We start from the raw sequence: 14,138 nt of genomic DNA, 5'->3' as shown, positions 1-14,138 counted from the left end.
TTATAATTCAGTCATTCTGATTGACTCTTCTCGATGTACTCTTGAAGAGCTCTGGATGGCTAAACTATCTCGCCTTTGCCGATCATGAACAATGTCCATTTATTCACCTTGTTTATTAATTTTCTTCATAATGAGAAATCAATTAGCCATCTAGATGTTTACACTTCTGATTTTTGCGAGTAGATTAAAGTTGCTAATGACACGTCAAGGAAGATGAGAGGAACTCATGATTGAACTTAAACATTTGCGTACACTAACGTCACTTAGAGAGACAGGTTCGTTAACCGCGACCGCTACGGCTTTGCACCTCACTCAATCAGCGCTTTCTCATCAAATAAAAGATCTTGAATCGAGAATTGGTGGGCAATTGTTTTTGAGAAAGACTCGCCCCGTCAAATTTACGTCCGAAGGCGACATTTTGCTGAAACTGGCCAATGAAGTTCTTCCCAAGCTTGCCATGGCTGAAAACGACCTCGCGAGCCTTAAAGAGGACGTGAATGGCCGTCTGCATATGGCCATTGAATGCCATTCCTGCTTTCAATGGTTAATGCCTGCGTTAAAGGAATATCAGATTGCCTGGCCAAGTGTCACGTTAGATTTTTCGTCTGGCTTTGGCTTTGAGCCTTTGCCTGCTTTGATGGCAGGAGAGCTTGATCTCGTGATCACATCAGACATACAGCCTCGTTCAGAGGTGCATTACGAGCCATTGTTTGATTTTGAAATGCGTCTTATCACGGCAACTAATCACCCACTGGCGAGTAAATCGGCCATTGAGCCTAACGATATCACCGATCAAACCATGCTTTCTTATCCCGTTCAAAAACAGCGACTGGATATTGTGAAGCACTTTTTAACGCCAGCAGGCGTAGAACCTCAGAAATGGAAACAAGCGGATAATACCTTAATGTTAGTACAGATGGTTTCTGCTGGACTGGGTGTCGCCGCACTACCAAACTGGGCGATCAGTGAGTTTTCTCGACAAGGGCTAATCAGCAGTAAACCATTAGGGGATGGCTTGTGGAGGCGGCTATTTGCAGCAACAAGAAATTCTGAGAAGGACAAGCGCTATCTACAAGCATTCTTCTCGACAGCGAGGCAGCAGTGTAAGAGCCACCTTGATGGAATAAAACTCGCTTAGTGTCTATTTTTAGCAAAATGGTTCGCTAAAGTTCCGCGAATACCTGACTCAAGAGAGACCATTAGCCTAAAATGCAAAGCGGTCTCTTTTTCTTTGCCTAGTTCAGTTCGTTTTGCCCGACTCGCTAGCGCTGGTAAGACTTAAACTGATTGGTTAATGGATCGTATTGGTAACCAAGCACATCTAATTTTCCCACCAAACTTTCCACATCCATCTCATACATGCTAACCAAATCTTCGAAACTATCGCACTCAAGGCGCAGCTTTTCGTTCACAATACCGAGAAGGATTACGCTATCTAAACGATTAACATTACTCAGATCCATCACTACACTCCTCTACAGGCAATTAAGGTATAAACCTAATGAGTGTAGTCATCGAATTTCAATCTAGAAGTGATGGAGATCTAAACCGCAAGCAAACCTGATGATAAGGTTGCAGAACTGAGCAGCAATAACAAAGCGATGGCGAGCGGCACTTTATTGATCTCTTTTGAAGTGACTAAGTGCAGACATGATGACGCAACACCCATAATGAGAAGTGCAAAAACCACAATGAGAGGCGTTAACATCATTTCTAATTGAGCCTCGTCAACACCAAACAACGCAACCAAAACACTCATCACAAACGCCATGGCAGCGATGACGCCAGTAACCGGCAAGATTTTATGGAATGCTTGTAATCGAGTGCGCGCGATGGTGAGTAATAGGTGAGAAAAGCTCGCGCCCAATAAAAAAACCAAAACAAAGTAAGCCAGCGACTGAGCGGTGGTTGCCTGCATAGATATTTGAATACCGACAAACGATAACGCTAGACCATTGGCAAGGTAAAGAAGCCAAACCGGTCCAGAGTCGCGTGTTTTCCCTGTTTTCACCTGTGAGTAGAAATAGAAAAGCGCAAATACCACCATAAATGCTTCAATTTTCAACGAAGCAACGGCTAACCAAAGCACACCAATTGCTGGCAACGTTTTATGAATTCGACCTCGTTGGCCAGGGCAAATGTCACCCTTCAATAGAATGATGGTTAACACAAGCTGCGTACCCAAAAGCATCGCAGGGAAAAGAGACAGTAGATATTGGACCATAGAATTCACTATAAAAATGGAATGACACGCAATGGGGTGTGATGATAACAGACCAACACTATTTCGATAACGGTAAATTACACAGCATTCTTTGCTGGCACCGATAGAAACCGTTTTTGGTCACTACAGCAAAAAACAAATTGGAGATTAAGATTTAGCAAAGTATTTCAGTAGGTCTTGCTGCGTTACAACGCCTAGATAAGCGTTTAACTCTCCAACGACCACCCACGGTGGCTGTGCCCCTTGATGGAGTAGCCCAGCAATATCAGAAACCTTAGTTTCGTATGGCACTGTCTTGAAGTCGGTACGCATGATTTGGCTAAGAGGCTTTTTCCAGATGGACAGATCTTGCGTTGTCTCAATCTTGGAGCCTAAAGTAGGCGAAAGGTAATAATTAAGGTTTTCTCTATCAATAACACCGATACATTGATTGCCATCCAACACTGGCAAGGCCACAAGGTTTAACTGTGGAGAATCGAGATACTCCTTTGCCTTTTTGAGAGTATCTAACGGAGTCATCGTCGGTATATGAAGCTGAGATATACTCAATATCCCCATGCTACGAGCGCTAGATTTTCGAGTTAAAAAATCATCCAATTGCGCTTGATAGTTCCATGCTTGATCAAGCTCTTTGAGCGGACGTGGTTTAGAAAAGAAGTAACCTTGAATGTAGTCAATACCAATCCCACACAGTACTTCCAACTCTTGCCGTGTCTCAACCCCTTCAGCCACCACCTTGACATTAAGAGTATGAGACAAAGCGGTGATCATTTTTACGATATGATACTTATGCGAATCAACTTTAATACCCGTGACAAACTCTCTGTCTATTTTTAATAAATCAAAGTTACAGTCACTCAAATACGTAAATGATGAATAGCCCGTTCCGAAATCATCAACCGCAACACTCACACCATGCTGACGAATATTCTTTATCAAGGAAGACTGGCTTGATTCACTATCGAAATAGGCGCTTTCGGTCAACTCAACGGTCACCAGGTGCGGTGTTTTGGCAAAACTTTCTATCATCTCTTCGGCACTTTTTAGCACCGTTTCCGCTCCCAATTCAGTGTTAAGTGAGCGATTGATCGTCAAACCTATCGTTGGTCCAAACTGCTGTTGGATATGCACCAAGTCGCCCAAAGCTCGTTTGCCAACACACCAATCCAAATCAGCGACGAGCCCTAAGTCTTCCGCTATCGCGACCATTTCTTGGGTATTCATTAGCTTACCTTTGTCATCACGGAATCGACACAGTGCTTCAAACTTAACGATATCCCAATTGTGCGTATCAACGATCGGCTGGTAAAACACTTCAATTTTTTGCCCTTTGACCGCACTGACTAAGAGATCTTCCATCTCTTTTCGTCTAATCACCTCTCGATGAATCGCACCATGATAAAAAGTAATCATCCCCTTAGCTTGAGAGCTTCGTTCTAGCATGGCTTGCACCGCATGAGAAACCAGCGATTTAGGGTTGTTGGTATCGTGCCCGAGTATCGACACGCCTACCTTGCCTTTAATAATAGCTTGGTGAATACTCTCGCCCGCACTGACGTTCATTGAACTGAAAAAGCGGCGAATGCTTTGATGTATTATTCTCACCTGGCTAGGGCCTGAGACTTTGTCACACTCCAATGCAACAACGAAATGGTTGCTGCCAATATACCCCACCTGGAAGCTCATTTGGTTGATGGCTAATTGTTCAGAAAGATGAGACTTCATCTCAAACTCATGCCTTTCATCAAACAAAGGAACAAACGCCAACACCATAATGATTTTTTCATCACTGGTTTCCATCCAATGAGTCGAAATACGCTTGGTAAATTGAGACTCCGTTGGCAATTGCGTTGATAGCTCAACCCCGCCATTTTCAATATCAGAAACTCGGTAAAGACGAGAAGATAAATCAACATACCATTCTAGATAAAAGATCCTTTCTCTGAGTACAAGGCGCTGTATCGTCAGCTCTTGAGGGACGGTTTTACCATCCAACGTGCGAATCAATACCACCCCATTCCAATTGCCTTTTTCAGAAACTTCATCCCTCATTCGCTGATAGAAATCATCGCTGTGTTTATCGGAATGAATACTGTTCACTGGTTGACCAACCAAGTGTAAATTGGAATAGCCCGTATGCTGCTCAAAATACTCATTGAGCAGCAAGACGTTACGCTCGCTATCGGTAATGACGATACCATGATGTAGGTTGTTTAAGACTTGTTTAAACAGCGAAGCGAATGTTTGCCCTGTTGAAGGTATAGAGAGAAACGGGTAGATATGACCGCGGACAACCTCACTTGTGCTAGGGAAAATATGAAATTCCGCATAACACACCTTGCCTTTATCGAGCGATAAACAGCAAGCGTATGTCTGAACGCTTTGATGGTGCTGACAGCGCGCAATGGCTTTAAACAGCATTTCCTGATCATCAAAGCTAAGACATGAAATTAAGCCACTTTTTGGCAAAGGCGGAAGACTAGAAGCAAACGCTTTTTCACACTCTTCACGATTAATTTCAAAGGCTTTGTCATTAATGTGCCACTGCCATTCCACATAAGGAAGAGAGCTTTGGGTATACAAAGGGGACAATTTAGCGTGTTGAGACAGTGCCAAAACGACATCCTAATGGGAATATAAGTACTATTAATCCTAGAACAAAACTCACCAAGTAGCAGAGGTAACAATCATTGTATTTTCAGCAAGTGATTCATCACTGCGTTGGATTCGACCACCCCTTTATAATTCCCAACGTCATTGACCAGCACCCAAGGAAAAGGAATCTTCTCCTCCAATAGGCGACCTAGGTTGTCCAATGAATAACGACTGTCAACCTTTGAAAATGTTGTTCGCATCAGTTGGTTCACCGGCCTACGCCAGATTGCAGCTTCTTTAGTGCTTTCCAAGTCTGTGCCCATTTGCGGTGTCATATGCAAATTCACGTCCGATTGCGAAACTATGCCGACACAACGTTTATTCACAATGATGGGAAAAGCGCCAGATGGCATCGTTCCAATCGTCTCATTAACCAAATAGAGCGGCATTTCCGGTTCCAACACGGTTATATCCTGCGATGCAAGAGAACATAAAGTCGTCGCTTCTGCTGTGTGTTTAAACGTTTCCAACTCATCGGCCAACGTTGTCTTATAGTTGAGTGCATTCTCTATATTCTCTAAAGCTAAAGGTTTAGAAAACAAAAAGCCCTGCATGTAATCTATGTTAAGAGATCGAAGAACCGTTAGCTCACTCACTGTCTCGACCCCCTCAGCAATCACTTTAACGCCTAATGTATGAGACAAGTCAGTAATCATTTTGACGATATGATACTTATCCGACCCTTTTTGAATATCCGTTACAAATTCACGGTCGATTTTCAACATGTCAAAATGACGATTACGCAGATAACTGAACGATGAATAACCCGTACCAAAGTCGTCTATGGCTATGCTAACCCCTTTGTCTCTCATGCTTTGAAGTGCTTCTCCTTGGCGGGGGCTACTTTCAAAGTAGGCGCTTTCTGTTAACTCAATAGTTATCGATTCAAAATGGTCTGCATGCTGCTCTAACATATTGAAAGTGTCTTGAAGAACTTGCTCTGTGCCTAGCGGTGTATTCAAAGAACGGTTGATCGTGAGTCCTATTCCGTCACCACATACAGATCGGATGTTTTGCAAATCCCCCAATGCGATGACACCAACCGCACCATCCAGTTTAGGAATCAGCTCTAAATCTTCAGCAAGGTTGATCATTTCTTGCGTTGTAAAATCGATGCCATCAATACTAGGAAAACGGCAAAGTGCTTCAAATTTATCAATTTCCCAAGTGTTAGCATTAATAATAGGTTGGTAATGAACGCAGAGTTCGTGATTCATAATGGAAGATTTCACAATATCTTCAAGGCGCTTCTTACGCTCTAACTCCTGATGCGTTTTACTATGGTAGAAGCTTATGTTTGAGTGGCTATTCGGTGGATTTTCCATCATGGCTTGCATCGAATGGGCAATGGCTCGTTTAGGGACATCCGTATCATAGCCAATGATTGACACGCCCACTCGCCCAGTAATAACGCCCTTATGTATATAGCCAGCTTCTGTTTTTATCTCTTTGAAAAATCGACGAATAGACTGCATCATCGAGCGTTGGCCGCTCAGCCCAATTCGTGACACACTTTCAACACACACAACAAACACGCCACTCGAAAGATAACCAACAATGCTGCTAGAACGGCTTCGAGATAATATATTGGAGAGCACTTGTCTATATTCCAGCAATATGTGATCTTCAAAACTAGGTTGTAGAGCAATGACCACTTTTCGGCTTTCAACGGCATTTGAACTGCACAGTTCTTCGAGCAGCTCCGTAAACTTCTCTTTCGTTGGTAACTGAGTTAACAGATCAACACCACCTAGCCCTTTTTCCGATACACGAGAAAGCTGATCGGAAAGATCAACAAATGACCCGAGATAATATGTTCTTCCATTATTCATGACGATTTTCTGAAGAGTCATATCCTGTGGACTCACGGATCCTGATGCGTGACGACTGAGTATGGTACCGGTCCAATACCCTCTATCTTCAATTTGAGTCCACATGTCTTTATAGAAACTTGGAGAATGCTTACCCGCGTTAAATATGCTGGCTTTCAAACCAAGAATTTCGTTCTTTTGGTATCCCTTTAATTGCTCAAAATGGCGATTGCATGTCAGTATTCTCGTATCGCTATCCGTGACTAAGATTCCATGGTGCTGATTATCAAATACGGCCTGGAAAACTTCACAAATATCGCTTAATGAAGATATCCCTATTAGGGGGCGAAATGTTCCACAAACGACGTTTTTCTCAGGCCGTTCCATAAAGATTTCAATTTGAACGAAGCCACTTTCCTTAGGCATAAAAATGCAGTCAATGTACTGACTTTTCCCGGTTTTTAGCACCTTAACAAGCGCATCCTTCACTTCATTTTGTTGCGTAGGAGGCATATAGCTCAACACATCATCCATTGAAGATATTAAGCCAGGCGCATTCAACAGAGATTCCAAAGGCACCTTATCAAAAGTGAATTCTCGCTTTTCAAGATTCAACTTCCATTCATGCAATACCCATGAGCTAAGTCCTTGATCGACAATTTCAAACGTTTCCTCAGTTATCCCGCTGTTCTCTAGTACATTATTATCCGAATCCATTCCCAGCCCCTCTGACCAAACTACTTTTAATTAACATAAAGAGCGTTGTTTTTATTTATTGGTTTTGTTTCGCCCACAGCCCTTATTATGAATATAGTTGAAAACATTAGTTTTAACGCGGTTATATGGGCGGTTATTTCAACTATTTCCCTAAAGATTTTGTCACTGATTCAACTAAACTAGATACTCTGGCGACAAGTCGCTATACTTCGCGCTCGCAATTCTTGAGGTCAAAATATGTACAGCGATATCACTCCTATTCACGAACACAAAAAATACTGGGCCGAGTGCTACGGAACAGCGCCGTTTCTGCCTACCAGTAGAAAGGAAATGGATGCTCTTGGATGGGATAGCTGTGACATTATAATTGTAACGGGAGACGCGTATGTCGATCACCCGAGCTTTGGTATGGCTATCATTGGCCGACTTCTCGAAGCGCAAGGTTTCCGTGTAGGCATTATTGCTCAACCTAAGTGGGACAACAAAGATGCCTTCATGCAGCTTGGCAAGCCTAACCTATTTTTCGGTATCACAGCGGGTAACATGGACTCCATGATCAACCGCTACACCTCTGATCGCAAATTACGTCACGACGATGCTTATACGCCAAACAATGAAGGTGGCAAGCGCCCTGACCGTGCCACTCTTGTTTACTCTCAACGTTGTCGTGAAGCCTACAAAGGTACACCAATCGTTCTGGGTGGAATTGAAGCAAGTTTGCGCCGTGTGGCTCACTACGACTACTGGTCAGATAAAGTTCGTCGATCTGTATTGTTTGATGCCAAGGCCGACATTTTATTGTTCGGTAACGCTGAGCGTGCACTGGTTGAAGTAGCACACCGCATTGCCGACGGCGAAGACATGTCAACGCTGACCAATATTCGTGGTACCGCTATCAATTTATCGGCCGCTCCGGAAGGTTTTAAGATCATTGACTCTTCTCGTATTGAAAAGCCGAACAAAGCGTATGTGCCCGTCAACCCATACGAAATTGAAACGCAGTGTGATACCAAGAAAGACGAAAAAGAAGAAGTAAAGGCGCAACCTATTACCATTCGCCCTTCGCGCCACGATGCGAAAACAACAGCGGTTCGTATTCCAGCTTTCGAGAAGTTGAATAACGACCGTATTTTGTATGCTCACGCAAGCCGTATTCTGCACCTAGAGACCAACCCGTATTCAGGTCGTGCTCTTATTCAACGTCACGGTGACCGCGAGCTATGGGTAAACCAAGCGCCAATTCCTCTTGCAACTGAAGAGATGGATTACGTGTTTGGCCTTGCGTACAAGCGTGTTCCGCACCCTATGTATGGCAAAGCGAAAATTCCAGCATACGACATGATCAAAACCTCGGTTAACATCATGCGTGGTTGCTTTGGTGGCTGTTCTTTCTGTTCAATTACAGAGCACGAAGGTCGTATCATTCAGAACCGTTCGAAAGAATCGATCTTGGATGAAATCGAAGACATTAAAGAGAAAGTACCTGGATTTACCGGCACGATTTCTGACTTGGGCGGCCCAACGGCGAACATGTATCGCCTAGGTTGTTCAGACCCGAAAGCAGAAATTAACTGTCGTCGTCCTTCTTGTGTGTTCCCTAAGATCTGTGAAAAGCTAAACACAGACCACCAACACACGATTGACCTATACCGCTCTGCGAGAAAAGTACCGGGCGTTAAGAAGATCATGATCGCTTCTGGTGTTCGTTACGACTTGGCGATTGAATCTCCAGAATACGTACGTGAGCTTGTGACACACCACGTAGGTGGCTACTTGAAGATTGCTCCAGAGCATACTGAAAAAGGCCCTCTGGATTTGATGATGAAACCGGGCATGGGCACTTACGATCGCTTCAAAGAAATGTTCGAGAAGTACAGTGCTGAAGCCGGTAAGAAGCAGTATCTGATTCCTTACTTCATCTCAGCTCACCCGGGCACCGAAGATGAAGACATGCTTAATCTTGCGATGTGGCTGAAAAAGCACAATTACGAATGTGACCAGGTGCAAAACTTCTACCCATCGCCAATGTGTAATGCAACGTCGATGTACTATTCAGAGACGAATCCTCTGAAACGCGTGAAATATAAGAAACGTGAAGATGTACCTGTGCCTAAAGGTGACCGTCAACGTCGTCTTCATAAAGCACTGCTTCGTTACCACGATCCAGACAACTGGAAGATCATCCGTGAAGCGCTGATCAGCATGGGCAAGAAGCACCTAATCGGTGATAAGCCAAACTGCTTGGTGCCTGAAGAAGATTTTGAAGCTCAGACACCGGCGCAGCGTCGTAAATCTGGTCGACATGGTGCAAATCGATTTGCCACGAAACATACAAAGAACCAGCCTGGTTTTGGGCCAAATCGATCAACCCCATCTGGAGACGGTAGCGGAAATCCAAAGCGTAAAGGTAACGCAGGAGCAAATAAACAAGGGACCAATAGCAAGCCAAACTCAGGTGGAACTGTGAGCCAAGGAAACCGTGGGAATGGTGGCAATAGAAAACCTAAGAAGCGTTAATTTCGCTCTATTTTAGATTCAATAACGGCGATAGAACCCAAAGCGGTTTTATCGCCGACTTGTTTGTCCATCACAATAAAATCTATTTCGGTCCTTGATCCTGATAAGCTCCGATAATACCAATCAACCTGAATACCGCACCCACTATCTACCGCCTATTAAGCTTGATTGCAATCCGCCACGTAACCAATAAACTCTTTGTCCGTTAAAGGTTTACTAAAATAGTAGCCTTGTATGTACTGAATGTTTTTTGCTTTGGCATAAATCAGCTGCTCTAAAGTCTCTACCCCTTCAGCAACCACCGGTTTGTGTAGGTTGGCAGCCAAAGACGCGATTGAATTAAATACTGTCTGCAACTTCGCGTCGTCCACGACATGCGTAACAAAGGCTCGATCGATTTTTATCTCATCAAAACTAAGACGACACAAATAGCTCAAGCTAGAGAAACCGGTGCCAAAATCATCTATCGACACCTTAAAACCAAACGATTGAAATTGTTCTAATACCTGATTGACGTAGTTAAAGTTGTCAATCAAAGCAGACTCCGTCAGCTCCAACTTGATATTTTTCGGTTCCAGTCCCGCGCGCTCGATTGCAGCAAGCAGCTTATCAACGAAATCAACGTCTAGGATTTCAACCACGCTGATATTGAGGGCGAACAACAGATCAGAAGTATCCAATCCTTGGGACTCCATCTCGTCCACCAACTCTTTTAACTTTCTGATATTAAACTTCGTCAGCAGACCGATATCGCCAATTTTTTCCGCAATCGGGATAAATTCAACTGGAGAGACCATTTTTCCATGTAGCATCCAACGAATCAGACACTCAGCGCCGATCACCTTGTGGCTGTCTGTGTCATGAACTGGCTGAAAAACGACAAAAAAGGAATCATTCAAATCGGCTTGAGACACGGCTGCTCGAAACTCTGTCTCTAGGTTATTTTGATGCTCAATCTGCCTTGCCAAATCTTCTTGAAACTCAGCCAAACGAACCCGTTCTGACAGGACATCAAGTATCGCCATTTCCGCTTTATTTAGACTTTGTTCATGCGAATCACCCGCTTTTTCAAGGTAATAACCCAAGGCAACATTACTGAAAAAATGTCGACCATTGAAGTGAAATGGCGCATTCAAAACGCTATAAAAGCTCTCAACATCAAACTGTACGTCAAGCGGAATAAAGATATTAAAGCTGTCTGTCGAGTGCTTACTGCATATCGCGCTTTCTATTTCAGACGAAACGCGAGCCAGAATCTCCATAAACACTAAATTCGCGACGGCCGTTCCCCATATTTCATTAATACGTTGATAATTACAGATTCGAACACAGCACACTAAGCCATACTCATGCTCACTCGCTACCTTGGCTAAAAATGCCTCTCGATATAGAAGCCCTGTGTGTGGGTCTAACATTGACAACTGGCGATTCAGGCGCCGAGTGGTGATCAATTCTCCCTGCTCAACCGCATGTAAAACACAGAGCTCACCTTCAAAAATAATCGACAGTTTTATCCATTCAACGTTTTTATCTGGATAACTAATGCCCACCTCAAGATCGCACTCTTCTCTCGCTGTGATGGCCTGTACGATAAGCTTTGGTAGCTCTACTACGCCATACTGATCATCAACGAACCCAATCTCAGAGTGAAAAGCAAAGTCTCCAACCTCAGTACGAAACAGGGATTTCGCCTCCGGTGAAAGCGTTTGAACGGTCAAAGAGCTATCCACTACCATGTAAGCAATTTTTAGTGCAGAAATCTGTTGAGTGAATGAATTCATTTTACCACCAATGCCTTTTGAACTTGATAAGGTAACGCATGTAATGAGTAAACCCCTTTAACGCCTTGTTTTGCTATCGCTTCTTTGGGCATACCAAAAACCAAGCTACTTTCTTCATCTTGAGCTAGCGTCATCGCACCCGCCTGATGCATTTCCAACATTCCTTGTGCTCCATCGCTTCCCATTCCAGTAAGAATAACCCCTACCGCATTCTGTCCTGCCTTTTGCGCCGCAGACCGAAACAGCACATCAACCGATGGTTTATGTCTTGATACCAACGGGCCATCCTTTAATTCTAGATAATAATGCCCAGAGTGACACTCAATCATCAAATGAATCCCTCCAGGGGCAATATAAACCGTCCCCGATGAGAGAGGCATATTATGCTCAGCCTCAACCACTCTATGCTGTGTTTCAAGGTCAAGTCGCTCTGCAAATGCCAGAGTAAACTTGGGGGGCATATGCTGAACAATAACGATTGGCGGGCTATTGACGGGTGTTTTCTTCAAAAACTGGAAGACAGCATCGGTGCCTCCGGTTGACGCTCCAACGACAATAACTCGGTCATGGGAGGCGACTTTTTCATGGCTCACCTCCAGCATGACATCCGCGGAGTTTTTTTCTCGATAGCTTTCTTCCCCGAGATATTTGAGGGCTTTTACTTTAACGGCAGCCGCCTTTTTAATGGCTTTTAGAATATGTGAAACTTCTTTTGAATGAAGATAATGAGACAAATTACTTTGTGGCTTGTTGATGACCTCAATGGCGCCTGATGATAAAGCCTCTAAACTCAACTTAGGCTTTTCTTCCGTTTTAGACGAGCAGATGACCGTGGGCGTGGGATGAGTGGACATGATCTGTTTTAAAAAGGTAATACCGTCCATTTTGGGCATCGCAATATCAAGTAAAATAACATCAGGCCATTGCTTGTTCATTTTTCGTAATGCAATCACGGGATCAGGAGCGGCCCCAATAAGCGTCAATTCTCTATCGGCCTCAATCACCTCTCCGAGCACCTGACGCATGACCGCTGAGTCATCAACAATAAACACGTTTATCATGGATTTATTCATATCCTACCTTTTGATATGTACAGTTATCTATCAAGGTCACATTTGGGTTGCCTCGAAGAATATTCTCACTGTGGCCCAAAAAAAGAAGCCCATTGAGTTTAAGCGCGGAGATAATGTTAGTAACGATAAGCTGTTGAATTTCGGTAGAGAAGTAGATGAGGATATTGCGTAGAAAAATCACATCGTAGAGATCTTTACCCTTGGGTTTTAACAAGTTGTGTGATTGAAACTGACAATGACTTCTAAGAGATTTAACTAGAGTGAAATGATCAGAAAACTCTCCTATCCCCTTTAAGCAATAAGATTTTCGATAATGAGCAGGGATTTTCTCAGCGCCAGACAAATCGTATTGACACGCTTTGGCTTGCTCTATCGACAGTTCTGAGACATCGGTCCCTAGCAAAGACCAGTTCCCTGTTCCCAGTGTATCTTGAAGTATCATGGCGAGTGAATAAGCTTCTTCCCCCGTCGAACAAGCAGCACTCCAAGCCTTGATAGGACGTGACTTTAGAGTCGTATCAAGCAACTTTTCTAAGATGTTAAACTGATAATCTTCACGAAAAAATGAGGTTTCATGAGTCGTCATCTTATCAATGAAAAACCAAAATTCTCCATTGACGCTTCGATCAGCCAGTGAGTCCAGGTACTCCTCAAAATTAGCATGATGAGTCTTTGAAATTCGAACTTGTAAGCGGCTTTCAACCATCGTCATCTTATGCTTAGCTAAATGGATGCCCGTGCAGGATTCCACTAACTTCTGAATGCGTGCAAACTGCGTTTCATTCAATTTCACCGACATAACTATTGCTCTCGCAGACGAAATGACGAATGTTGATTTCTAAGAGTTTCTTGGTTAATTGCTTTGTAATCAAGGAGCGTCGCCATATCCAATATAGGGAATACTTCCTCTTTTAATCGAATCATCTGACTAACAAACTGCTCCGGTATATGAGAACCAAAAGCGGGTTTGTTGGTCTTCATCTCATCAGAAACCATCTCTATCGAACGAACCCGGCTAACCAGCAACCCTAAAATAATGAACTCGTTAGTCGTCATATCTTCTCTTTCATAGAGCACTATGCAACTGTACTTGTCATAATCTTGAGTTTGCGCCATCCCAAGGCGAGTCGCTGCATCAATCACGGGGACCACGCTACCACGAACATTAATCACACCATTGATAATGTTCGAACACATTGGAACAGAGGTAATCTGAGTCAGTTCAATCACTTCTTTAACCGAATGAATGGGAATCGCAAATGCCTCGCTAGCAATATCAACGAACAGTAGCCCAATGCCATCTAATTCCTTTACCTGATGTTCTAGCAATTCCGTCACGCGTTTCTCCTACCGATTACTA

At 43.6% G+C, this 14,138-nt stretch carries 10 protein-coding genes; 2 read left to right on the top strand and 8 right to left on the bottom strand.

Going from position 1 to position 14,138, the window contains the following annotated elements; all coding sequences use genetic code 11:
• The first annotated feature begins 226 nt into the window (after window positions 1-226).
• Window positions 227-1,138: an HTH-type transcriptional regulator MetR gene (gene metR / locus BCU12_RS00310; RefSeq protein WP_102402421.1), complete on the top strand. Its 912-nt coding sequence runs from the start codon at window positions 227-229 to the stop codon at window positions 1,136-1,138.
• Window positions 1,139-1,262: 124 nt separating this feature from the next.
• Here the strand turns inward: metR and BCU12_RS00305 are convergent, their stop codons facing one another.
• From BCU12_RS00305 to BCU12_RS00290, 4 genes are all read right to left on the bottom strand, one after another.
• Complete coding sequence (locus BCU12_RS00305; protein ID WP_102402420.1) at window positions 1,263-1,463, bottom strand: DUF4250 domain-containing protein; 201 nt, start codon at window positions 1,461-1,463, stop codon at window positions 1,263-1,265.
• 80 nt (window positions 1,464-1,543) lie between these two features.
• On the bottom strand, window positions 1,544-2,224 hold the full coding sequence (locus tag BCU12_RS00300) for a hypothetical protein (RefSeq protein WP_102402419.1): 681 nt from the start codon (window positions 2,222-2,224) through the stop codon (window positions 1,544-1,546).
• Window positions 2,225-2,371: 147 nt separating this feature from the next.
• A complete protein-coding gene (locus BCU12_RS00295) occupies window positions 2,372-4,840 on the bottom strand; it encodes an EAL domain-containing protein (RefSeq protein ID WP_102402418.1) in 2,469 nt (822 codons plus the stop codon).
• Window positions 4,841-4,911: 71 nt separating this feature from the next.
• Window positions 4,912-7,407 (bottom strand): EAL domain-containing protein, encoded by a 2,496-nt coding sequence (locus tag BCU12_RS00290; protein WP_102402417.1) that lies wholly within the window; start codon window positions 7,405-7,407, stop codon window positions 4,912-4,914.
• Between the two features lie 237 nt (window positions 7,408-7,644).
• On the opposite strand from BCU12_RS00290, the gene BCU12_RS00285 reads away from it, so the two are divergent.
• Window positions 7,645-9,924 carry a YgiQ family radical SAM protein gene (locus BCU12_RS00285; RefSeq protein WP_241909706.1) on the top strand — a complete coding sequence of 760 codons (2,280 nt, stop codon included), beginning with the start codon at window positions 7,645-7,647 and terminating at the stop codon, window positions 9,922-9,924.
• A 158-nt stretch (window positions 9,925-10,082) separates the two neighbouring features.
• Here the strand turns inward: BCU12_RS00285 and BCU12_RS00280 are convergent, their stop codons facing one another.
• Genes BCU12_RS00280 through BCU12_RS00265 form a run of 4 tightly spaced genes read right to left on the bottom strand, consistent with a single transcriptional unit; the run spans window position 10,083 to window position 14,116 of the window.
• Entirely contained in the window at window positions 10,083-11,705 is a 1,623-nt protein-coding gene (locus tag BCU12_RS00280) for a bifunctional diguanylate cyclase/phosphodiesterase (protein WP_102402416.1), read from the bottom strand.
• The gene (locus BCU12_RS00275) at window positions 11,702-12,778 is read right to left on the bottom strand and encodes a chemotaxis response regulator protein-glutamate methylesterase (RefSeq protein WP_102402415.1); all 1,077 of its coding nucleotides are present in this window, start codon (window positions 12,776-12,778) and stop codon (window positions 11,702-11,704) included. Before BCU12_RS00275 ends, BCU12_RS00280 begins: the two co-directional genes overlap by 4 nt.
• Window positions 12,771-13,577: a protein-glutamate O-methyltransferase CheR gene (locus BCU12_RS00270; protein ID WP_102402414.1), complete on the bottom strand. Its 807-nt coding sequence runs from the start codon at window positions 13,575-13,577 to the stop codon at window positions 12,771-12,773. Before BCU12_RS00270 ends, BCU12_RS00275 begins: the two co-directional genes overlap by 8 nt.
• Before the next feature lie 2 nt (window positions 13,578-13,579).
• Window positions 13,580-14,116, bottom strand: a complete 537-nt coding sequence (locus tag BCU12_RS00265; RefSeq protein WP_241909705.1) for a chemotaxis protein CheW — start codon at window positions 14,114-14,116, stop codon at window positions 13,580-13,582.
• Window positions 14,117-14,138: the final 22 nt, after the last annotated feature.

The organism is Vibrio sp. 10N.261.55.A7 (assembly GCF_002877365.1).
In the GTDB taxonomy this organism is placed as follows: domain Bacteria; phylum Pseudomonadota; class Gammaproteobacteria; order Enterobacterales; family Vibrionaceae; genus Vibrio.
Note: the sequence above shows the minus strand (reverse complement) of the source record. Positions and strands in the feature narration are given on the sequence as shown.